Origin of the sequence: Jiangella muralis (assembly GCF_001270745.1) — a bacterium.
Classification (GTDB): domain Bacteria; phylum Actinomycetota; class Actinomycetes; order Jiangellales; family Jiangellaceae; genus Jiangella; species Jiangella muralis.
The window spans coordinates 38,994-59,515 of record NZ_KQ434754.1 but is presented as its reverse complement, the minus strand read 5'-3'; the positions used below and the strand labels follow the sequence as shown (position 1 = coordinate 59,515).

Annotated in this window: 20 protein-coding genes; 12 read left to right on the top strand and 8 right to left on the bottom strand. The window is 72.4% G+C overall.

Features of this window, described 5'->3' with window-relative positions; genetic code table 11:
- Nucleotides 1-69: 69 nt before the first annotated feature.
- The 4 genes from ACW62_RS08430 to ACW62_RS08415 form a co-directional block, all read right to left on the bottom strand.
- Nucleotides 70-465, bottom strand: coding sequence for a roadblock/LC7 domain-containing protein (locus ACW62_RS08430; protein WP_053203669.1), 396 nt, complete (start codon nucleotides 463-465; stop codon nucleotides 70-72).
- The gene (locus tag ACW62_RS08425) at nucleotides 462-3,581 is read right to left on the bottom strand and encodes a sensor histidine kinase (RefSeq protein WP_053203668.1); all 3,120 of its coding nucleotides are present in this window, start codon (nucleotides 3,579-3,581) and stop codon (nucleotides 462-464) included. Before ACW62_RS08425 ends, ACW62_RS08430 begins: the two co-directional genes overlap by 4 nt.
- Nucleotides 3,582-4,106: 525 nt before the next feature.
- On the bottom strand, nucleotides 4,107-5,186 hold the full coding sequence (locus ACW62_RS08420) for an inositol-3-phosphate synthase (RefSeq protein ID WP_053203667.1): 1,080 nt from the start codon (nucleotides 5,184-5,186) through the stop codon (nucleotides 4,107-4,109).
- Nucleotides 5,183-5,830: a PadR family transcriptional regulator gene (locus ACW62_RS08415; protein WP_053203666.1), complete on the bottom strand. Its 648-nt coding sequence runs from the start codon at nucleotides 5,828-5,830 to the stop codon at nucleotides 5,183-5,185. Before ACW62_RS08415 ends, ACW62_RS08420 begins: the two co-directional genes overlap by 4 nt.
- Nucleotides 5,831-6,096: 266 nt before the next feature.
- Between ACW62_RS08415 and ACW62_RS36160 the strand changes: the two genes are divergently transcribed.
- The 3 genes from ACW62_RS36160 to ACW62_RS08400 are packed head-to-tail and all read left to right on the top strand — an operon-like array spanning nucleotide 6,097 to nucleotide 11,105.
- Nucleotides 6,097-8,517 (top strand): transglycosylase domain-containing protein, encoded by a 2,421-nt coding sequence (locus tag ACW62_RS36160; RefSeq protein WP_053203665.1) that lies wholly within the window; start codon nucleotides 6,097-6,099, stop codon nucleotides 8,515-8,517.
- 30 nt (nucleotides 8,518-8,547) lie between these two features.
- Nucleotides 8,548-9,966 (top strand): glycosyltransferase family 87 protein, encoded by a 1,419-nt coding sequence (locus ACW62_RS08405; protein WP_053203664.1) that lies wholly within the window; start codon nucleotides 8,548-8,550, stop codon nucleotides 9,964-9,966.
- Nucleotides 9,963-11,105: a mannosyltransferase family protein gene (locus ACW62_RS08400; RefSeq protein WP_053203663.1), complete on the top strand. Its 1,143-nt coding sequence runs from the start codon at nucleotides 9,963-9,965 to the stop codon at nucleotides 11,103-11,105. Before ACW62_RS08405 ends, ACW62_RS08400 begins: the two co-directional genes overlap by 4 nt.
- A 4-nt stretch (nucleotides 11,106-11,109) precedes the next feature.
- On the opposite strand, the gene ACW62_RS08395 is transcribed toward ACW62_RS08400, so the two are convergent.
- Genes ACW62_RS08395 through ACW62_RS08385 form a run of 3 tightly spaced genes read right to left on the bottom strand, consistent with a single transcriptional unit; the run spans nucleotide 11,110 to nucleotide 13,947 of the window.
- Entirely contained in the window at nucleotides 11,110-12,153 is a 1,044-nt protein-coding gene (locus ACW62_RS08395) for an alanine racemase (protein ID WP_053203662.1), read from the bottom strand.
- A gap of 5 nt (nucleotides 12,154-12,158) precedes the next feature.
- Nucleotides 12,159-13,298, bottom strand: coding sequence for a lipid II:glycine glycyltransferase FemX (locus tag ACW62_RS08390; protein ID WP_053203661.1), 1,140 nt, complete (start codon nucleotides 13,296-13,298; stop codon nucleotides 12,159-12,161).
- Between the two features lie 40 nt (nucleotides 13,299-13,338).
- The gene (locus ACW62_RS08385; RefSeq protein ID WP_053203660.1) at nucleotides 13,339-13,947 is read right to left on the bottom strand and encodes a YceI family protein; all 609 of its coding nucleotides are present in this window, start codon (nucleotides 13,945-13,947) and stop codon (nucleotides 13,339-13,341) included.
- Between the two features lie 76 nt (nucleotides 13,948-14,023).
- Here ACW62_RS08385 and ACW62_RS08380 point away from each other — a divergent pair, with 76 nt between their 5' ends.
- Complete coding sequence (locus ACW62_RS08380; RefSeq protein ID WP_053203659.1) at nucleotides 14,024-14,530, top strand: MarR family winged helix-turn-helix transcriptional regulator; 507 nt, start codon at nucleotides 14,024-14,026, stop codon at nucleotides 14,528-14,530.
- Between the two features lie 110 nt (nucleotides 14,531-14,640).
- On the opposite strand, the gene ACW62_RS08375 is transcribed toward ACW62_RS08380, so the two are convergent.
- Complete coding sequence (locus tag ACW62_RS08375) at nucleotides 14,641-15,429, bottom strand: deoxyribonuclease IV (RefSeq protein WP_053203658.1); 789 nt, start codon at nucleotides 15,427-15,429, stop codon at nucleotides 14,641-14,643.
- Between the two features lie 85 nt (nucleotides 15,430-15,514).
- Between ACW62_RS08375 and ACW62_RS08370 the strand changes: the two genes are divergently transcribed.
- From ACW62_RS08370 to ACW62_RS08335, 8 genes are all read left to right on the top strand, one after another.
- On the top strand, nucleotides 15,515-15,940 hold the full coding sequence (locus ACW62_RS08370) for a hypothetical protein (RefSeq protein WP_053203657.1): 426 nt from the start codon (nucleotides 15,515-15,517) through the stop codon (nucleotides 15,938-15,940).
- Between the two features lie 180 nt (nucleotides 15,941-16,120).
- Nucleotides 16,121-16,411 (top strand): 30S ribosomal protein S6, encoded by a 291-nt coding sequence (rpsF, locus tag ACW62_RS08365; RefSeq protein ID WP_053203656.1) that lies wholly within the window; start codon nucleotides 16,121-16,123, stop codon nucleotides 16,409-16,411.
- Nucleotides 16,412-16,423: 12 nt separating this feature from the next.
- Nucleotides 16,424-16,957 carry a single-stranded DNA-binding protein gene (locus ACW62_RS08360; RefSeq protein ID WP_053203655.1) on the top strand — a complete coding sequence of 178 codons (534 nt, stop codon included), beginning with the start codon at nucleotides 16,424-16,426 and terminating at the stop codon, nucleotides 16,955-16,957.
- Nucleotides 16,958-17,082: 125 nt separating this feature from the next.
- A complete protein-coding gene (gene rpsR, locus ACW62_RS08355) occupies nucleotides 17,083-17,319 on the top strand; it encodes a 30S ribosomal protein S18 (RefSeq protein WP_026877935.1) in 237 nt (78 codons plus the stop codon).
- Between the two features lie 14 nt (nucleotides 17,320-17,333).
- Nucleotides 17,334-17,780, top strand: a complete 447-nt coding sequence (gene rplI / locus ACW62_RS08350; protein ID WP_053203654.1) for a 50S ribosomal protein L9 — start codon at nucleotides 17,334-17,336, stop codon at nucleotides 17,778-17,780.
- Nucleotides 17,781-17,918: 138 nt separating this feature from the next.
- The gene (locus ACW62_RS08345) at nucleotides 17,919-18,497 is read left to right on the top strand and encodes a TetR/AcrR family transcriptional regulator (protein ID WP_053203653.1); all 579 of its coding nucleotides are present in this window, start codon (nucleotides 17,919-17,921) and stop codon (nucleotides 18,495-18,497) included.
- Nucleotides 18,498-18,520: 23 nt separating this feature from the next.
- Nucleotides 18,521-19,768 carry a sensor histidine kinase gene (locus tag ACW62_RS08340; RefSeq protein ID WP_205629224.1) on the top strand — a complete coding sequence of 416 codons (1,248 nt, stop codon included), beginning with the start codon at nucleotides 18,521-18,523 and terminating at the stop codon, nucleotides 19,766-19,768.
- Between the two features lie 38 nt (nucleotides 19,769-19,806).
- On the top strand, nucleotides 19,807-20,475 hold the full coding sequence (locus ACW62_RS08335; RefSeq protein ID WP_053203651.1) for a response regulator: 669 nt from the start codon (nucleotides 19,807-19,809) through the stop codon (nucleotides 20,473-20,475).
- Nucleotides 20,476-20,522 lie beyond the last annotated feature (47 nt).

Here is a 20,522-nt window from a genome sequence, read left to right as displayed (position 1 = left end):
GTCGGATCGCAGATCTGCGCGCTGCTGACCCGAATCCCTACCACATCCGGCACTCGTGCACGTCGATTCTCACCCCACCCGGGTGGCCGGGTTGAGGACGGCGCCCACGCGTTCCACGAGCAGGGCCATCTCGTAGCCCACCTGACCGAGGTCGGCGGTGGAGGCTGCCAGCACGGCCAGGTGCGCGCCGTCGCCGACCGCCATGACCAGCAGGAAGCCGTTGCTCATCTCTACCAGGGTCTGCTGGACGGTGCCCGCGCCCAGGATCAGCGAAGCGCCGACCGTGAGGCTGGCCAGTCCGGACACCACCGCAGCGAGCTGCTCGCCGCGTTCACGCGGCATGCCCGTGGAGCCGGCCAGGTGCAGACCGTCGGCGGACACCACCACCGCGTGCGCGGCGCCCGTGGTGCGGTCGACGAAACGGTCGAGCAGCCAGCCGAGCTCGTCGCTGGAGGCGTTGGTCACGAATCGCTCCTCTCGGGGTCGCTGGGCCGCTTGGGGACCCAACCACCGGTTTCCTCCCGGCCGCGCCCGACACCTCGCTGCAGGCTGGCCAGCGTCGAGGCAACGTTACTCGCGTCCTTGGCCGCCGCGGCAGGGCGCCGGGGTTCGGTCTCGTTGAGCTCGCCGATGGAGCCGGGCACCAGCGAGGCGCCGCGCCGCCGCAGCGGCAGTCCGGACGCACTGAGCGCGGGCTCGGCCTCCGCGACCGGCTCGGGCACCGGGGGCGGCGGTGCCGTCTCGCGGCTCGCCCAGCCGGAACCCACCCGCGGCGACGCCTGGATCGGCTCGGTGTCGCGCTGGCCGGCGCGAGCGCTGGCCGCCTCTTCGGCGGAGCGCAGCGCCTCGGCGGCCCGCCGCCAGCCTTCGTCGGCCGGGCTGGACCAGTCGTCGGTGGTCGAGGTGCCGGACCGGCTGAACCAGGCGGAGGCGACGGAGTCGTAGATCGGCGAGTCGCTGTCCGGCAGCACCGGCTCGGGTGCTCGCAGCGAGGAACGGGCGGCCGCCGCGGCGGGCACGGCCGGCATGGCCGGTGGCGGCGACGCCGGCGGGCGGGTCTCGGGCCGCGGCTCCTGCCGGGGCTCGCGGGTCGGCAGCGCCGAGCCGGTGCTGCCGTTGGTCAGCGGCTGCCGCCACGCGTCGTCGGGCCGGGCGCCGTGGTCGGTCGAGACCCGGCGCTCGCCGGTGTCGGAGAGGCGGCGTTCGCCGGTCTCGGCCAGCTTGTGCTCACCGGTGTCGGCGACGGCGTGCTCGCCGGTGTCGAAACGGGTCTCGGCCGTGATGGGCGCGATGCGCGACTCGCCGGTGTCGGGACGTAGCCGCGACTCCTCCGGGCTGGGCCAGGTGGGCCGGCCGGCGTCCATGGCGGGCGCGGGGTCGGCCGTCGGCCGCGGCAGGTCGGACGCCTCGACCGGGATGCGGGTCTCGTCGGGACGCTCGCCGCGGCGGGGCAGGCCGGACACGGCCGGCGCGGTGAGCGGCAGTGACGGCGAGGAGTCGTCGCGGCGGAACGGCGCCGGGCTCGGGTCGAGGTTCCAGGAGTCGCTCAGGCCACCGGCCGGCTGCGCCGCCACCGGCTCGGCCGGAACCGGCGGGATGACGCCCTCGCTGGTGTCGAGCGGGGAGAGGATGAGGTGCGCCGGGAGGTCGACCTGCGCGGCCGTGCCGCCCTCGGGCACCGGCTCGAGCCGCACCTGGATGCCGTGCTTGGCGGCCAGCCGCGCGACCACGTAGAGGCCCAGCGTGCGGGACGCCGCGACGTCGATGTCGCCGACGTTGCGCAGCCGCTCGTTCAGCTCCTCGAGCTGGCCGGCCGGGATGCCCAGGCCGGAGTCGGTGACCTGCAGGCGCAGCCCGCCGCCGAGCAGCGGCTGGCTGGTGACCCGGACCGGCGTGGCCGGCGCGGAGAACTCGGTGGCGTTGTCGATCAGCTCGGCCAGCAGGTGGGCGATGTCGTCGACGGCGCCGGCGGTGATGAGGTCGGTCGGCATGACGCCGAACTTCACCCGCGGGTACTGCTCGACCTCGCCGACCGCGGTGCGGACGACGTCGAGGACGCCGGCCGCGCTGGTGTGCTTGCGCATCTCCTCGACGCCGGCGAGGACCAGGAGGCTCTCGGCGTGCCGCCGGACGCGGGTGGCCATGTGGTCGATGCGGAACAGCGTGCTCAGCTGGTCGGGGTCGCGCTCGCGCTGCTCGAGGCCCTCGATCTCGCCGAGCTGGCGGTCGACCAGCGACTGGGTGCGGCGGGAGAGGTTGACGACGATGGTGTCGAGGTTCTGCCGCAGCAGCGCCTGCTCGGCGGCGACCCGGACGGCGGTGGAGTGGACGTCGTTGAACGCCGTGGCGACCTGGCCGATCTCGTCGCGGCCCTCGGCCGTGACGGCGTCGGGGAGGTCGCGGGCCACCGTCGGGCCGTCCTTGTGCACCCGCTCGACCAGCGCCGGCAGCTGGGTCTGCGCGGTCTCGAGCGCCGAGGCGCGCAGCCGGCGCAGCGGGCCGATGATGGACCGCGCCACGACGATGGCGAGGTAGACGGTGAGCGCCAGGACGGCGAGCACGCCGAGCGCGCTGAACAGCGCCGTGACCCGGGAGCTGTCGGTGCGGTCGGCCGCCAGCGACAGCACGCTGTTGCCGGTGTCCTGCTGGATGTCGCGCAGGGCGTCGAGGCGCTGCGTCGAGAGCTCCCACCACTGCGCCTTGTCGATGCGCGGCTCGGCGAAATCGGCGATGTCGGTGCGGGCCTGGGTGAGGTCGCGGTTGGCGACGTAGATCTCGTTGGAGTAGATGCGCTGCTGCTCGGTGAAGCCGAGGGCGCGGAGGAACCGGCCGTCCAGCAGCATGGACTGCTCGCCTTGCAGCGCCACGGCCTGGTCGCGATCGACCTGCGAGGGCTTGGCGCCCGGTGTCATGAAGTAGGCGACGACACCACGCTCGAGCGACGCCGACTCGACCGCCTGGGCGACGTCGGCCAGCGCCGAGATGCGGCGGGCCAGCGCGGGGTCCTCGGTTCCGGTGGCGGCGGCGGTGGCCAGCCGCTGCAGCACCTCGGCGAAGCGGTGGTAGCCGGCGGTGCCGCCGTCGTTGAAGGCCGGGTTTTTGGCGTCGCGCTGGAGACGGTAGTTGGACTCGTTCGTGGTGCCGCTCAGCCGGTCGACCTCGGTCTCGTACTGCTCGACCGCGGCCGCGTAGGCCGAGCCGAGGTCGTCGCCGCGGTGCTCGTCGATCTCCTTGTTCAGGGCGGCGATGGCGGCGTCGGTCGCCTCGCGGGCGGTGTCGACCGACGCCGGCTCGGTGCCGCCGCCGTCCGCGAGTCCGGTGACGTCGCGCTCGTCCTGCACCGCCTGCAGGGCCTGCAGCGCCACCATGCCGACCTCGGCCAGGCTCTCGGTGCGCGAGGCGGACGAGGCGTCGTCGAGCGAGTTCTTGAAGAACAGCGTGCCGAGCACGAGCGTGCCGAGCAGCGGGAGGAGGACCAGTGCGGCGACGCGCGACCGGACGCTGCGGTCGTGCAGGAAGGACTGCCAGAACGACCGCGAGCGCTCGCCGTCGCCGCTCTGCTTCGCACGACCGGACTTCACGGCTGGGCGCAGGTCTGCTGGGCGCAGATTCGCGCGCGCCCGCTTCGTGGCGCCGTCGTTGCTACGGCGTCCTCGGGCGGTCCGCGTCATCGATGTTCCTTCCTCTGTCGTCCCCCATGGCCGCTCGCCTGTGAGCGACTCGGGCCCCTTGGTGGCCGCCGTCGTGCTCCGGGACGCACACGCGCCGCTAGACGACGCTTGCTGCCCGGCAGCGTTCTGTCAATAGGCGACCGATGGGTGAAACACCTCAATCTGGCACACGATCCCACCGGAGCATGACGGAAATGGTAGACGAGCCACGTCAAACTGCCGCATCGGCGAGGGGATTCTCATCTGTGGGCGGACCAGTGATCACGCCCGGTAGCTGCGCAGTTCGCGTGCCGGAGGCCCGGTGGACGGCGGGCGGCACTGCCCGCCGGGTGTGTCCGTTCGGCTGATCCGCGGATCAGCCCAACGCCCGGGCGTCCGAGCACCGAGGAGCCGGCACCCCAGCGGGGCGCCGGCTCCTCGTGATCCGTGACCGGATCAGCTCTCGATCTCGCCGCGGATGAACTGCTCGACCTTCTCGCGGCAGACGTCGTCGGAGTACTGCTCCGGCGGCGACTTCATGAAGTAGGACGATGCCGAGAGGATCGGCCCGCCGACGCCGCGGTCCATCGCGATCTTCGCCGCCCGGATCGCGTCGATGACGATGCCGGCCGAGTTCGGGGAGTCCCAGACCTCGAGCTTGTACTCCAGGTTCAGCGGGACGTCGCCGAAGTTGCGGCCCTCGAGCCGGATGAACGCCCACTTGCGGTCGTCCAGCCACGCGACGTAGTCGGACGGGCCGATGTGCACGTTGCGCGGCTCGAGGCCGTCGACCAGCTGCGAGGTGACGGACTGCGTCTTCGAGATCTTCTTGGACTCCAGCCGCTCGCGCTCGAGCATGTTCTTGAAGTCCATGTTGCCGCCGACGTTGAGCTGATACGTCCGGTCGACGGTGACGCCGCGGTCCTCGAACAGCTTGGCCAGCACGCGGTGCGTGATGGTGGCGCCGATCTGCGACTTGATGTCGTCGCCGACGATCGGGACGCCCGCGGCGGTGAACTTGTCGGCCCACTCCTGGGTGCCGGCGATGAAGACCGGGAGGCAGTTGACGAAGCCCACGCCGGCGTCGATGGCGGCCTGCGCGTAGAACTTCGCGGCCTCCTCGGAGCCGACCGGCAGGTAGCAGACGAGGACGTCGACCTTGGCGGCCTTCAGCGCGGCGACGACGTCGACCGCCTCGCTCTCGTCCTCGACGATGGTCTCGCGGTAGTACTTGCCCAGGCCGTCCAGCGTGTGGCCACGCTGCACGACGACGCCGGTGGGCGGCACGTCGCAGATCTTGATGGTGTTGTTCTCGCTGGCGCCGATGGCGTCGGCGAGATCCTGCCCGACCTTCTTGGCGTCGACGTCGAACGCGGCGACGAACTCGACGTCACGGACGTGGTAGTCGCCGAACTGAACGTGCATCAGGCCGGGGACCTTCGTCGCCGGGTCGGCGTCACGGTAATAGTGCACGCCCTGCACGAGCGATGCGGCGCAGTTACCCACGCCGACGATGCCTACACGAACCGAGCTCATCGGCCGTTCTCTCCTTCGATTCCGGTGGAGGGCGCCGGTGGCTCACCGGACCCTGGGGTGGGCGTGGCGCCCATTGGCCTGCCGATCGAGCGCTGTTCGGCGCTGATCAGGTCGTCGAGCCACTTGACCTCGCGCTCGACCGACTCCAGGCCGTGCCGCTGAAGCTCCAGCGTGTAGGCGTCGAGTCGCTCTCGGGTGCGCGACAGTGCCGAGCGGAACTGATCGAGCTTCTCCTGCAGCCGGCTGCGCCGGCCGATGAGGATCCGCATGCGGGTATCGGCGTCGGCCCGGCCGAAGAACGCGAAGTGCACGCCGAAGTGCTCGTCGTCCCAGGCCGACGGCCCGGTGTGTGCGAGCAGGTCGGCGAAGCGCTCCTTGCCCTCGGGTGTGAGCCGATAGGCGATGCGGGCACGGCGCCCGCTGCGGTGCGGGCCCGTCGTCACCAGCGTGTCGACGGGCTCGTCCTCGGCCAGGTAGCCCTGCCGCACCATCGCCTTCAAGGTCGGATACAAGGTGCCGTACGAGAACGCTCGCCCCCACCCCAGCAGCGAGTTCACCCTCTTGCGCAGTTCGTAGCCGTGCAGCGGCGCGTCGTGCAGCAGGCCCAGGATGGCCAGCTCCAACGCGTCTGCCCGCTTGCCCACGAGGTACGCTCCCTTGCATCATTGTCAGCTCGATGTATCGAACCGATACATCAGAACGATAGGGCGTCTCGGGCGCGAACCGCAAGTGACCCGTCGACAACGGCGTGACGGGTGTGACGGCTGTGTCGTCACAGCAGGTTTGAAACGTCCGGGGCGCGAGCAGGATTGGCGTGATCGACCATGGAGCGTCGTAGGCTCTGCATGACTCCGGGGCGCCTCATCGCGCGCACCGGACAGCCGATGTCCCCGACCCGACCGGGAACTCAGTGACGAACCAAGGGCGCCGCCGCGCGGGTGACCGCGCGCGTACGGCCGCGTCCAAGGGCGCGGCCCCCAGGACCGCCGCGTCCGCGGGCGCGGTCTCGTCGTCGACCCCTGAACGCGGCGGCGGCGGCCGCCGCTACGCCGCGGGCCGCAGCGGCAAGAAGAACGGCAAGGGCCGCCGCAAGGGCTGGCGCCGGTTCGTCTCCTGGAAGGCCTTCGGCCTCTACGCGCTCGGCATGATGCTGCTCGGCGTCGCCGGCATCAGCATCGCCTACGCCATGACGGACATCCCCGAGGCCAACGCGTTCGCCCGGTCCGAAGCGACCATCGTCTACTGGAACGACGGCGAGACCGAGCTCGGCCGGTTCAGCGCCGAGAACCGCGAGACCGTCGACATCTCCGACATCCCGCAGGCCTGCCAGGACGCGGTCGTGGCCGCCGAGGACCGCAGCTTCTACGACAACAACGGGTTCGACCCGGTCGGCCTGGTGCGCGCGGGCATCGGCTACATCCAGAACAACGGGTCGACGGCGGCCGGCGGTGGCTCCACGATCACCCAGCAGTACGTCAAGAACTACTACCTGACCCAGGACCAGACCCTGACCCGCAAGGTGCAGGAGCTGTTCATCTCGGTCAAGATCGACCAGCAGCTCGACAAGGACGACATCCTCGCGTCGTACCTCAACACCATCTGGTTCGGCCGCGGCGGCGTCTACGGCGTCCAGACGGCGTCCCGCTCCTACTTCGGCGTGCCGGTGTCCGAGCTCGACACCGCCCAGTGCGCGGCGCTGGCCGGCATCCTGCGCTCGCCGACGCGCTACGACCCCACGCTGGGCCCGGAGAACGCCGAGCGGTACCAGCAGCGCTTCGACTACGTCGTCGACGGCATGGTCGACATCGGCACCCTCGACGCCGCGACCGCCGAGACGCTGGTGGTGCCGGAGGTCGTGCCCGAGCAGAAGACCAACCGCTACGGCGGCCCGAACGGCTACCTGCTGGCGCAGGTCCGCGACGAGCTGATCGACAACGGCTTCACCGAGGAAGAGATCGACACCGGCGGCCTGCGCGTCGTCTCGACGTTCGACCCGCAGGCGCAGTCCGCCGCCATCCAGTCGGTCGAGGCGGAGCGGCCGCAGGAGAGCGCCGAGGGCGTCCGGGTCGGCCTCGCCGCCGTGACGCCCGGTGACGGCGCCGTCGTCGCCATGTACGGCGGGCCCGACGCCGTCGAGCAGCCGTTCAACGACGCCCTCGACGCATCGGTCCAGGGCGGGTCGACGGTGAAGCCGTTCACGCTGGCGGCGGCGCTGGAGCAGGGCATCTCGCTGGAGAGCCGGTACTCCGGCAACACGCTCACCGACCCGATCCTCGGCCCGCCGGTGCACAACCAGGACGACAAGGAGTACGGCGAGGCCATCGACCTGGTCACGGCCACCGAGAACTCCATGAACACCGCGTTCGTGGACCTCGCCATGAACATCGGGCCCGACAGCATCGTCGACGCCCAGCTGGCGTCCGGACTCGCCTACGCGGCCGACGAGGAGGCGCAGCTGCGGCAGGACCCGCGCGTCACCATCGGCATCGGGCACGTCCGGCCCATCGACATGGCCGAGGCGTACGCCACGCTGGCCGCGGGCGGCCGGCACACCGACTGGTACACCGTCCGCTCCGTCACCGAACCCGGCGGCAATGTCCCGTACCGCGTCGAGCCGGCGCCCGAGTCGGTGCTGGACCCGGGCGTCGTCGCCGACACCACGTTCGCGCTGAGCCAGGTGGTGCAGAACGGCAGCGGCCGCGAGGCGCAGAACCTCAACCGGCCGGCCGCCGGCAAGACCGGCACCCACGAGGACCTCACCGCCTGGTTCTCCGGCTACGTTCCGCAGCTGTCGGCCAGCGTCGTGATCTTCCGCGGCGAGGGCGAGACCGCCGGCACCGTCTCGCTCGACGGCGTCGACGGCATGGACACCTTCACCGGTGGCGCCTTCCCGGCCCGCATCTGGACCGCGTTCATGGCCGGCGCGCTCGATGGCATCGAGATCCAGGAGTTCCCGGAGCCGGCCGAGGTCGGCGACCCGGTCAACCCGTCGCCCACCCCGACGCCCACCCCGACCGAGACCCCTGACGAGGACGAGAACGGCGACAACGGCAACGACAACGGGAACGAGAACGGCGGCGGGAACGGCGGTGACGAGTCGGGCTCCGACGAGTCCGGCGACACCGGTGGCGACACGTCCGGCGACACCGGTGGCGACACGTCCGGCGACACCGGCGGCGACGAGTCGGGCAACGAATGGTCCGGCACCGACGGCGGAGCCGGCGGCGACACCAGCGGCACCCCCACCGACGAACCGACCGACGAACCGACCGGCGGCAACGGCAATGCCAACGGCGGCGGAGCCTGGGGCGACGGCGGCGCCGACCGCTGACCGTCCACGGCCCGTCTAAGCTGTCGACTCGTGTCGGTGACGCCGCAGCGCCGCGCGGCCGCTGCCGCGCCCAGTCGTGACGATCCGGTCGTCGCGGGCCTGAGCGAGGCGATCGGCGGGCCGTTCGGGCGCCGGGCGGCCCAACCCCGGCGGTGGTGGGGCCCGGTCCGGGTGGCGCTGCTGATCGCCGTCGTCGTGCTGGCGCTCGGGCTGCTGGCCGACCAGCCGTGCCGGGCCACCGGCTGGGCCGACCGCGCGGACCGGTCCATGTGGACGTCGCTCTGCTACAGCGACGTCGCGTTCCTGTACCGCGAGCGCGGCTTCGCCGACGGGCTGCTGGCCTACCGCGACAGCCTGCTGGAGTACCCGGTGCTGACCGGCGCCGTCATGCAGGTGACGGCGATCGTGGCGGGCGCGCTGTACGACGCGTTCGGCGGTGGCGGCGAGCTGGCGCCCGACTTCGCGGAGAGCGTGGTCTTCTTCGACCTCACCGCCGGGCTCATGGCCCTGTGCGCGCTGGGTGTCGTGGTCGCGACGGCGCGGACGGTGTCGCGCCGGCCGTGGGACGGGCTGCTGGTGGCGGCGTCGCCGTTGCTGCTGCTCAGTGCGTACATCAACTGGGACCTGCTGGCGGTGCTGGCGACGTCGCTGGCGATCCTGGCGTGGACGCGGGACCGGCCGGTGCTCGCCGGGGTGCTGATCGGGCTCGGCACCGCCACGAAGCTGTACCCCGTGCTGCTGCTCGGCGTCCTGGTGCTGGTGGCGCTGCGGTCACCGGAGCGGCGGGCCGCCCTGCGCGACGCCGCCCTGGCCGCCGTCGCCGCCGTCGTCGCGTGGTGCGCGGTGAACCTGCCGGTGGAGTGGTGGGCGCCGGAGGGCTGGCGGCAGTTCTTCACCTTCAACGCCGACCGCGCCGCCGACTACGGCTCCACCTGGGTTGCGATCGGCCTGCTGAAGCCGGGCCTGCTGCCCGAGTCCGTCGACGACCTCGTCGTCGTGTCCGCGGCGGTGCTGCTGGTGCTGATCGCCGCGCTCGCCCTCACCGCGCCCTCGCCGCCCCGCGTCACCCAGCTCGCCTTCCTCGCGGTTGCCGCGTTCCTGCTGGTGAACAAGGTGTGGTCGCCGCAGTACTCGCTGTGGCTGCTGCCGCTGGCGGTGCTCGCGCGGCCTCGGGTACGCGACCTCGCCATCTGGCAGCTGGCCGAGGTCGTCTACTTCGTGCTCCTGTGGCGCTACCTGGCCACCCTCTACGACCCGTCCGCGCCGCTGCTGACGAACGACCAGTACGCGCTGGCCGTCCTGCTGCGGATCGCTGGGCTGCTCTGGCTCGTTGGGATGGTCGTGCGCGACATCCGCCGTCCCGAGGAAGACCCCGTCCGCCCGTTCCTGACGCCGCGCGACGCCGTCGCTCCCCGGCACCGGCACCGGCGGCGGGAGGAGACGCCATGACCGCGCGGACGCTGGCCGAGCGGGTCCGCGCCGTCGACCGCGACTCCCTCGGCATCTGGCTGGCCACCCGCGTCTCGATGTGGGTCATCGCCGCCGCCACCGGCTGGATGTTCGTCACCGCCGGCCAGGACGTCGTCCCAGCGCTGGACCGGTGGCAGCAGTGGGACTACTGGCACTACCTCGGCATCGCGATCCACGGCTACGGCGGGCAGCCCACCGGCGTCCCCAACGAGGCGTTCTTCCCCGGCTTCCCGGCGTTCCTCTGGCTCGGCGGCGAGCTGGGACTGCGGCACGTCGCCGCCGGGCTGATCGTGTCGCTGGTCGCCGGCGCCGTCGCCGCGGTGGCGCTGGGCCGCATCGGTGAACTGGAGGGCGGCCAGCGGATCGGCCGGCTCACCGTCCTCGTCTGGGCCATGTCGCCGTCGGCGGTGTTCCTCGCCGCCCCGTACACCGAGGCGCTCTTCCTCGCCTGCGCGTTCCCGGCCTGGCTGGCGGCGCGACGGCAGCACTGGCTGGCGGCCGGAGTGCTGACGGCGCTGTCCTGCACGGTGCGGGTCAGCGGCGTGTTCCTGGCCGTCGCCGTCGCCGTCCAGTGGCTGACCACCCGGCGGGAGGCGACCGAGCGGGCCGGGCGGCCCTGGTGGTCCGGCCTCGGCTGGCTGTTCCTGCCCGCGCTGCCGCTGCTCGCGTGGTCGCTCTACCTGGAGTCCGAGACCGGCGACTGGCTGGCCTGGCTGCACGCCCAGGCCGAAGGCTGGGACCGTCACTTCACCTGGCCGTGGGCGTCGCTCGACGCCACGTGGCAGGCCGCGTTCGGTGGCACGCAGTCGCCCGGGTTCGCGTGGATGTTCCGCGCCGAGATCGTCGCCATGCTGGTCGGGGTCGTGCTGACCGGCGCCCTGCTCTGGTGGCGCCGCTGGGGCGAGGCGACGTGGATCGGCCTGCAGGTCATCGCCTTCGGCACGTCGACGTGGTTCTTCTCGGTGCCCCGGGCGACGCTGCTGTGGTGGCCGCTGTGGGTGACGATCGCGCTGCTGGCCGCCCGCCGCCGCTGGGTGCTCTGGGCGTACCTCGCCGTGTCCGTGCCGTTGATGTCGGTGTGGGCCTCGGCGTATCTGACCGGTCGGTGGGCCGGCTAGGCAGTCAGTCCCAGGCGAGGTGGGTGAAGGTGGTGGTGGTGAAGCGCACCTCGACGTCGAGCTGGTCGCCGACGGTGGGCGGCTCGACATCGGCGGGGAGCCAGATCATCGAGCACTGCATGTGCGGCGGCTCGGCGAACCAGCGTTGCTTACCGGCGACGCGGAACGGCGACAGCGACCGGCCGCCGGCCTCCAGGCCGCCGCGGGCCAGCGCCGTCGCCCGCTGCCGCAGCGAGCTCGCCGCGACCGGGGCCTGCAGGGCCACGCCGTGCGCCGTGCCGCCCGCGACCACCACGATCGAGCCGTCGCGGCGGGCCCGGCGCTGCCGGTAGCCGTACGTCTCGCCGCGTCGCACCCGGTGCACGTCCAGCACCGTCGCCCGGGGGGTCAGCCCGGAGCGGTCGCCGAGCCAGAGCGCCGTCGCCACCCGCAGCCGCACCTCGGCGTCGGTGTCGCGGCCCACGGCCGCCGCGTGCTCGGCGCTCAGGTGGCTCGCCCAGACCGTCCGCGCCGCCGTCGGGACCGCCTCGAACGCCCGCCGGGCCAGCGTCGTCGCCTCAGCGGCGTGGTCGCCGGCCAGCGGCAGGTGCAGCGCGAACCCCTCGAACCGTACGTCGTCGAGCAGCTTCGCCGTCTCGGCCAGCTCGCCGGGGTCGATGCCGTGCCGCCGCATGCTGGTCAGCACCTCGACGACCACCCGCGGCCGGGCGGCGCCGGCGGCCAGCTGGCGCAGGTCCTCCAGCCGCGAGACGGTGTGGACGACGCGGTCGTCGCCGATCGCGCCGGCCAGCCACGGCCGCCACGGCGACAGCACCAGCAGGTCACCGCCGAACTCGGTGGTGACGGCGGGCAGTTCCTCGTAGGTGCCGACGGCGAGCGTGGCCACCCCCAGCCGGGCCGCCTCGGCCGCCAGCACGGCGTTGCCGAAGCCGTAGCCGTTGCCCTTGGTGACCGGGACGACGGTGACGCCGGCGGCGGAGGCGTCCTGGACGTAGCGGCGCACCCGGCCGCGCCACTGATCGGCGGCGATGTGCAGGGTCAGGGACAACGGAGTCAGCTCCGGCGCTTCATGTACAGGTCGAAGGCAGAGTAGAGGACGCGCGAGATCGGCAGGTCCCACTCCCCGACGTACTCGACCGCGTGGCCGCCGGTACCCAGCTTGAACCGGATCAGGCCCGCGTGCGGGTCGTCCTCGGACAGCGTGTCGGTGATGCCGCGCAGGTCGTAGACGGCGCACCCCTCGGCCAGCGCGTCGCACATCATCCGCCACTGGATCGCGTTGGAGCCGCGGACGTCGCGCTTGGTCGTCGTCGAGGCGCCGTAGGAGTACCAGGCGTGCGTGCCGACGCGGGTCATGGTGGCGGCCGCGACGAGGTCGCCCTCGTGGTGCGCCAGATAGAGCCGCAGCCGCTCCGGCGCCTCGCCCGTCATCGCGGCCCACATGCCCTCGAAGTACGACAGCGGGCGCGGCGTGAAGGCGTCGCGCTGGGCGGTCTCGGCGTAGATGCGGTGGAACTCCGGCAGGTCGGCGCTGGTGCCGAGCGACACGACGACGCCGGACTTGTCGGCCTTCTTGATGTTGCGCCGCCACAGCTGGTTGAAGCCCTTGAGGACGTCGTCCTCGGACCGGCCCTCGAGCGGCAGCTGGAACACGTGCCGCGGCTGGCCGGCGGCGAACCCGTCGACCTCGGCCGGCGGGCGCCAGCCCAGCGCCGTCAGCTGCTCGGCCAGGGCGGTGCCCGTGGTGGTGGTCTCGTCGGCCGGGACGTCGCGCAGCCGGGCCACGCCGGGGTCGGCCAGGGCGTTCTTCAGGGTGGCGTTGGACCAGCGGCGGCCCACCACCGGCGGCCCCATGCGGAGGCCGAACGCGCCCTGCGCCTTCACGTGCTCGACCAGCGGGGCCAGCCAGCGCTGGAGGTCACCGGCGGCCGAGACGCCGTCCCAGTCGATGCTCGGGCCCTCGGGGACGTAGGCGAGATAGCGGCGCACCCGCGGCGCCTTGCGGTACAGCACCAGCGCCTCGCCGACCAGCTTGTCGCCGTCGAACCAGCCGACGGAGCGGGACCGCCAGTCGCGCTTGACCACACCCCACGCTGGCGTCTGGAGGAAGCTGACCGAAGGCCGCTCGGTGATCGCGGCGAGATGCTGGTCGCTCGTGATCTCTCGGACGGTGAGGGCGGAGGAGCGTGTCACGGGGCGAGGGTACCCGGTTCGCGTGCGGACCCGAGAACGATCACGAACGTCCGGGAGTGTCCGGTTGGGCCGGTCGGGTGAACTCGGCGTCGATCTCCAGCACGACCGTCTTGCCGATCAGCACGCCGCCGGTCTCGAGCGCCCGGTTCCACGTCAGGCCCCAGCGCTCGCGGTCGATCTCGGTGCGCGCGCTGAGCCCGACGACCTGCGCCCCCCACGGGTCGAAGCCGACGCCGTCGAAGCTGGCCCGGAACTCCACCGGCCGGGTGGTGCCGCGGATGGTGAGGTCGCCGGCCAGCACGAACTCGTTGCCCTCGACGTGAGCGATCGTGGTGGACCGGAACGTCAGCTCCGGGTGCTCGGCGACGTCGAAGAAGTCGGGCGAGCGCAGCCGCTGGTCGCGGTCGTCCTCGCCGGTGGCGAGGCTGGCCGTCCCGACGACGACCTCGACCTGCGACGCGGTGGGGTCCTCGCCGAGCGTCAGCGTCGCCCGGATGTCGTCGAACCGGCCCCTGATCTGCGTCAGCATCAGGTACCGGACGGCGAACGTCACGTCGGCGTGCTTGGGGTCGAGCGTGAAGACGCCGGCGGCCGGCACGGTCAGCCCGTTCCACGGGTGCACGTTGCGGGCGATGTGCGCCTCGGCCATGGCCTGCCCTTTCTCTGACGAATGTGCTTCAGCATTCAATATTTTGCGCCGTCAACCATTGTTAGCATCAGCATCTATGGCGACGACGCGAATCATCGACGACGACCGGCTCACCGCCGTCGGTCTGCTCGTCGAGGTGCACCGGGGGCTGACCAACAAGTTCGCCGCCCGCCTGGGCCGCCACGGCCTGTCCGAGAACGAGCTGGAAATCCTGCTGCGGCTGGGCCGCACACCCAACTGCCAACTGCGCATGAGCGACCTCGCCGCGCAGACGAGCCTGACCACCAGCGGCGTGACCCGCGTGGTCGACCGGCTGGAGCGGGCCGGGCTGGTGGTGCGCGCCAGCTGCGACACCGACCGCCGCGGCACCTGGGCCGTGCTCACCGACACCGGCCTCGAGCGGGTGACGGCCGCCGTCGCCGACCACATCGAGGACGTCGACCGCTGGTACACCGGCCTGCTGACGCCGGAGCAACTGGAGGCGCTGACCGAGGCGCTGCGCATCGTCCGCGACACCGTGCGGCCCGAGGCCGTCGCCGGCGTAGCGGAGGCGGCCCGGGCCCGGCCACACGTCGACGCCTGACCGCTTGGGGGTCTGCCGACCGGCTGCGCGGTGAGTCCGGCCGGACACCGGCCTCGCTGGTCTGCGGGCGGGCGGCCTGCCCCCGGCCTGCCTGCTGTCGCCGTCCGCGGTCACCCGGCTTTGAAGTGATTGAGGAGGTAGGCGACGTCGGCGTCCTGGCCCTCGGCCGGCGTCTCGACGATGGCGTCGGTGCCCGCCGCCTCGATGACCGCGACGATGGCCTCGCCGCCGATGCTGCCGGTGCCGATGGTGGCGTGCCGGTCGGCGCCGGAGTCGAACGGGTCGCGGCTGTCGTTGGCGTGCACGAGGTCGATGCGCCCGGTGATGGCCCGCGTCTTCTCCACCATGTCCTCGGGCGCGATGCCGGCCGAGAACGCGTGGCAGGTGTCGAGGCAGAACCCGAACCCGAACTCGCCGACGGCGTCCCACAGCGCGGCCAGGCGGTCGAGCTTGCGGGCCATGGCGTAGTCGCCGCCAGCGGTGTTCTCGATGAACACCGGCACCTTCGCGTCGAGCTGCTCGGCCGCCTTGCGCCAGTTGTCCACGCCCTTCTGCGGGTCGTCGTCCTTCAGCACGTGACCACCGTGCACCACCAGCCCGGCCGCGCCGACCTGCGCCGCGACGTCGACGTGCTGCTGCAGGATCTTGCGGCTCGGGATGCGGATGCGGTTGTTCGTGGTGGCGACGTTGACGACGTACGGCGCGTGCACGTACACCGTCAGCCCCGCCGCCTCGGCGTCGGCCTTCAGCCCTTCGGCGCCGCCCGGATGGGCCAGCTTCGGTGCCTTCCAGTCCTGCGGGTCGCCGAGAAAGATCTGCACCGCGCCGGCCCCGGTGCCCTTGGACGTCGTGATCGGATCGCCCTGCTTGACGTGGGCTCCGATGCGCTGCTCAGCCATGCTCCAGACGCTACCGCGCGGGGCCGACAGAGTTCGGCGCGGTGGCGGCACGGCTGAGCAGCACACGCCCTCGTAGGGTGCAGGGGTGAGTGGTGAGGGGAGTTGGCGGGAGCAGCGGCGGGAGGCCCTCCAATCGCATGCCGACGCGCTGGCGCGCAAGCAGGCGGCCGAGACGGAGCGGGCGAAGGCGATCGTCGCGGACTTCGTCGCGGCGATGACGACCGCCGGCATCGCGCCGGGGCCGTTGCGGGCGCGGGTCGCCGACGGCGCCGTCCGGTACAAGACCGGCCTGCGCGGCTGGTACGTCCGCCGCAACCGGGCGATGGCGGTCGGCGAGGACGGCGCGTTCTACCTGCTGGACGTGCCCCGGTCGGCGCGGTCGCGGCTGGCCGGCGTGCGCATCGCGCCGTCCGATCCGCCGCTGCAGGTGGGCGTCGGCGCGCGGGACGGCGAGTCGATGCCGCTGGAGCGGTTGCTGCGGCAGCGGCTGGAGGCCGGAGCCGATTTCTGACGGTTCGTGAGTGCAGGTCAACCCCTGTGGATGACGGAATCGGCGTTTCGGCTCATCGCTGGTAACCTTGCCTGCGGCCTGGTCGTGCACGGACCTGTGTGCATCCGACCGGGCCAACGACGTTCAGCCCTCCTGCCACGGAGAGACCGTGGCCGCGAAGACCACAGGAGGTGATCCGGCATGCGTCGCTATGAGGTCATGGTGATCCTGGACCCCGAGTCCGAGGAGCGCACCGTGCAGCCCAGCCTCGAGCAGTACCTCGGGGTCGTACGCGAGTCCGGTGGCTCGGTCGAGAAGATCGACATCTGGGGCCGCCGCAAGCTCTCGTACGAGATCAGCAAGAAGAGCGAGGGCATCTACGCGGTGCTCGACGTCACGTGCGAGGCCGACACCGTGGCAGAGCTCGACCGCCAGCTCGGACTCTCCGAGACGGTGCTGCGTACCAAGGTCGTTCGGCCGGAAGCCCACTGAGAGGGACCACCCATGGCAGGCGAGACCGTCATCACGGTCGTCGGCAACTTGACCGACGACCCTGAGCTTCGCTTCACGCCCAGCGGCGCCGCGGTCGCGAACTTCACCATTGCGTCCACGCCGCGCACGTTCAACCGCGAAACCAGCACCTGGGTGGACGGCGATGCGCTGTTCATGCGGTGCTCGGTGTGGCGGCAGGCGGCCGAGAGCGTCGCCGAGTCGCTGCAGCGCGGCATGCGTGTTGTCGCTCAGGGCCGGCTCAAGCAGCGCTCGTACGAGACCCGCGAGGGGGAGAAGCGCACGGTCGTCGAGCTGGAGGTCGACGAGATCGGCCCGAGCCTGCGTTTCGCCACCGCCAAGGTCACGAAGACGCAGCGCTCGAGTGGCGGCGGCGGTTTCGGTGGCGGCGGCGCTCCTGCCGGCGGTGGCAACGACCCGTGGGCCACCCCGTCCGGCGGCGGCGGTGCGCCGCAGCAGGGCGGCGGCGGCAACGACCCCTGGGGCGCTGCTCCGGCCGGTCCGTCGTCCGACGAACCCCCGTTCTGATCACCACGTAATCAGCGTTCCGGGGCGGCTCTGGAGGCCGCCCCGCTGGGGAACGCGCCCGTCAACCCATCCCGGTCAGCCGCGGCCAGCGAGGCGACCGGGCTCCCCGAAGGAGGAGCACCACGATGGCAAAGCCCCCGCTGCGCAAGCCGAAGAAGAAGGTTTGCGCCTTCTGCAAGGACAAGGTCGACTACGTCGACTACAAGGACACCTCGCTGCTGCGGAAGTACATCTCCGACCGCGGCAAGATCCGGGCCCGTCGCGTCACCGGCAACTGCACGCGCCACCAGCGTGACGTCGCCACGGCCATCAAGAACGCCCGCGAGATGGCGCTGCTGCCGTACACCTCGACGGCTCGCTGAGGGGAGAGGACGCCATGAAGCTGATTCTCACCCAGGAAGTGCCGGGGCTCGGTGCCGCCGGTGACGTCGTCGAGGTCAAGGACGGCTACGGCCGCAACTACCTCGTGCCGCGTGGTTTCGCGATGGCGTGGACGAAGGGTGGGCAGAAGGAGATCGACTCCATCCGCCGCGCCCGCTCGGCCCGCGAGTTCGCCGACCTCGACTCCGCTCGTGCGGTCAAGGCGCAGCTCGAGGGCACAGCCGTCAAGCTGGTCGCCAAGGCCGGCGACTCCGGCCGCCTGTTCGGCGCCGTCACCTCGGCCGACATCGCGTCGGCCGTCACGGCGTCCGGTGGCCCGGCCATCGACAAGCGTCGCATCGAGGTGCGCAGCCCGATCAAGACGGTCGGCACCCACAGCGTCACGGTGCGCCTGCACCCCGACGTCGCGGCGAACGTCGCGCTCGAGGTCGTCCCGGCCTGATTCGTCCCACCGCGAGGCCCGCGCGCCGGCAGCACGCCGGACCGCGGGCCTTCGTGCGTCTGCACCAGGTCGTTGACGTGGAACCTTTCCCACATCTGGGTACGTTCACTGCACGACCCCCCACGATGACGGAGTCCCATGCTCGACCGAGACCCGCGCAGCACGCGAACGCGCATCCAGAACGTCGCGCTGGAGCTGTTCGCCGAGCAGGGCTACGACAAGACGTCGCTGCGCGAACTGTCCGAGCGTCTCGGCATGACGAAGGCGTCGCTCTACTACTACTTCAAGAGCAAGGACGACATCGTCCAGAGCCTGGTCGACGACCTGCTGACGGCGGTCGACGAGGTGGTCGACTGGGCCCGCGGCCAGCAGCCGACGGCCGAGAGCCGGCGCGAGCTGATCGAGCGGTACGCCAAGGCGATTCGGGGGCAGGGCACGCCGCTGCTGCGGTTCCTGCTGGAGAACCAGCCCGCGCTGCGGGCGCACCAGTGCGGCGAGGCGCTGCGCGGGCGTATGCGGGTGCTGCTCGACTTCGTCGTCGACCCGCGCGACCCGCTGCCGGTGCAGCTGTGCGGGCGCATGGCGTTCTTCGCGCTGCACGGCGCACCGATGATCATGAGCGACGCCGAGGCGACCACGGACGAGATCTTCGACGCCGCCTGCGCGGTGGCGCTGTCGATGCTGCCCGGCGACGACGGCGAGCGCACGCTGCCCTGACGACGCCTGCGACAATCGGGGGCGTGGGAGTGCTCCGGACCGTCGTCGCGCCGCTCGCCGGGCGCCGGCTGGTCCGCCGGGGCGTGCACCTGCTACTCGGCGGCGTCATCGTGCTCCCGTACGTGCTGCTGATCGTCGCGTTCGTGCAGCTGTTCACCGAGCCGGGCACACCCTACGTCCCGGCCGGGGTGCTGGCCGCGGTCACGTTCGTCATCGGCACGGTGCCGCCGTTCCTGCCGGCGATGCGGGCGCTGGAGATCACCGCGACCCGCGGCCTGCTCGACGTCGACCTGCCCGACCCCGCCGCCGACCCGCCGTGGGAGAGCCGGCTGTTCGGCGCCGGCTGGTACGTGCTGCACCTGCTCAGCGGCGGCGCCGCGATGACTGCGGTGCTCGTGTCGGCGCCGACTGCGGTCATGCTGGTGGTGCGCGGGCTGGGGTTCGACGACGGCGCCGACACCACCGGGCTGGTGGTCGTCGACGACGTCGGCGGGGCGTGGGCGGTGCTGCTCGGTCTCGGGCTGGTCGTCGCGACGGCGTACCTGGTGGCCGGGCTGGGCGCGCTGCTGGCATGGTTCGCGCCGCTGCTGCTGGGCCCGTCGCCGGCCGAGCTGCGGCTGGCCATGGAGGCTCAGGCGCACGAGTTCGCCCAACGCAACCGGCTGGCCCGCGACCTGCACGACTCCGTCGGGCACGCCCTCACGGTGACGACGCTGCAGGCGGCCGCCGCGCGCCGGGTGCTCGACACCGATCCGGAGTTCGCCCGCCGCGCGCTGGTCGCGGTCGAGGAGGCCGGCCGCGCCGCCATGGAGGACCTCGACCACGTGCTGGGTGTGCTCCGCGCGGGCGGCACGGCCCCGGACGGCGGCGCGTCGCCGCAGCGCACGCTCGCCGACCTGCCCCGGCTGATCGACGACACCCGGGCCACGGGCATGGACCTGGAGGCGACGGTCGACGGCGACCTCGCCGCGGTGCCGCCGGCGCTGTCGCGCGAGGCGTACCGCATCGTCCAGGAGGGCCTGACGAACGCGGCCCGGCACGCGGCGGAGCTGCCGGTCCGGTTGCGGGTCGCCGCGACGGCGGACGGTCTGGACATCGAGGTGTCGAACCCGCTGCCGGACGGCGCGCCGCCGTCGTCGCGGGCGAACGGTGGCCGCGGCCTGCGCGGGATGCGAGAGCGCGTGCGGCTGCTGCGCGGCGAGTTGTCCGCGCAGGCCGCGGACGGGGTGTGGCGGGTGCGGGTGCAGCTGCCGGGACGGGAGGCGCGGTGACGGACGAGACCCAGGCTCAGAGCCGACCGCGAGGTCCCATGCGGAGGCAAGTCCCGCAAGGGGACGAGATCAAGGTGCTGCTGGTGGACGACGAGCCGCTGGTGCGGGCCGGTCTGCGGGCCATCATCGACGCCGAGCCGGACCTGCGGGTCGTCGACGAGGCGGCCGACGGCGCGGAGGTGGGGCCGCTGGTGACGCGGTCCCGGCCGGACGTCGTGCTGATGGACGTGCGGATGCCCGCGGTCGACGGCATCCAGGCGACCCGGCTGCTCAGCCGCCGTGACGACGCGCCGCGCATCCTCGTCGTCACGACCTTCGAGAACGACGACTACGTGTACGAGGCGCTGCGCGCCGGTGCACACGGGTTCCTGCTCAAGCGGGCCCGGCCGGAGCAGATCGTGCAGGCCGTCCGGACGGTGGCCCGCGGTGACTCGCTGCTGTTCCCGGCCGCCATCCGCGGCCTGGCCGCGTCGCACGGTGGCAACGGCGGCGACGCGCTGGCCGGCGCCGGGCTGAGCGAGCGGGAGGCCGAGGTGCTGCGGCTGGTGGCGGCCGGGAAATCCAACGCCGAGATCGCCGCCGAGCTGGTCGTCGGCGTCGAGACGGTGAAGACGCACGTCGGCAACGTGCTCACGAAGCTGGGCGTCCGCGACCGCACCCAGGCCGTCATCGCCGCCTACGAGTCCGGCTTCATCAGCCCGCGCTGAATCCCCCTTACGGGGTAGGCGGTTCACCAGGCGGCGGGAGGCCGCGG

What these genes read in the sequence shown, in the direction of transcription:
- ACW62_RS08380 (WP_053203659.1), top strand. Translation starts at nt 14,024, where the DNA reads ATGGCGACGACGCGAATCATCGACGACGACCGGCTCACCGCCGTCGGT.
- ACW62_RS08385 (WP_053203660.1), bottom strand. Translation starts at nt 13,947, where the DNA reads ATGGCCGAGGCGCACATCGCCCGCAACGTGCACCCGTGGAACGGGCTG.
- rpsF (WP_053203656.1), top strand. Translation starts at nt 16,121, where the DNA reads ATGCGTCGCTATGAGGTCATGGTGATCCTGGACCCCGAGTCCGAGGAG.
- ACW62_RS08335 (WP_053203651.1), top strand. Translation starts at nt 19,807, where the DNA reads ATGCGGAGGCAAGTCCCGCAAGGGGACGAGATCAAGGTGCTGCTGGTG.
- ACW62_RS08420 (WP_053203667.1), bottom strand. Translation starts at nt 5,186, where the DNA reads ATGAGCTCGGTTCGTGTAGGCATCGTCGGCGTGGGTAACTGCGCCGCA.
- ACW62_RS08360 (WP_053203655.1), top strand. Translation starts at nt 16,424, where the DNA reads ATGGCAGGCGAGACCGTCATCACGGTCGTCGGCAACTTGACCGACGAC.
- ACW62_RS08345 (WP_053203653.1), top strand. Translation starts at nt 17,919, where the DNA reads ATGCTCGACCGAGACCCGCGCAGCACGCGAACGCGCATCCAGAACGTC.
- ACW62_RS08400 (WP_053203663.1), top strand. Translation starts at nt 9,963, where the DNA reads ATGACCGCGCGGACGCTGGCCGAGCGGGTCCGCGCCGTCGACCGCGAC.
- ACW62_RS08375 (WP_053203658.1), bottom strand. Translation starts at nt 15,429, where the DNA reads ATGGCTGAGCAGCGCATCGGAGCCCACGTCAAGCAGGGCGATCCGATC.
- rpsR (WP_026877935.1), top strand. Translation starts at nt 17,083, where the DNA reads ATGGCAAAGCCCCCGCTGCGCAAGCCGAAGAAGAAGGTTTGCGCCTTC.
- rplI (WP_053203654.1), top strand. Translation starts at nt 17,334, where the DNA reads ATGAAGCTGATTCTCACCCAGGAAGTGCCGGGGCTCGGTGCCGCCGGT.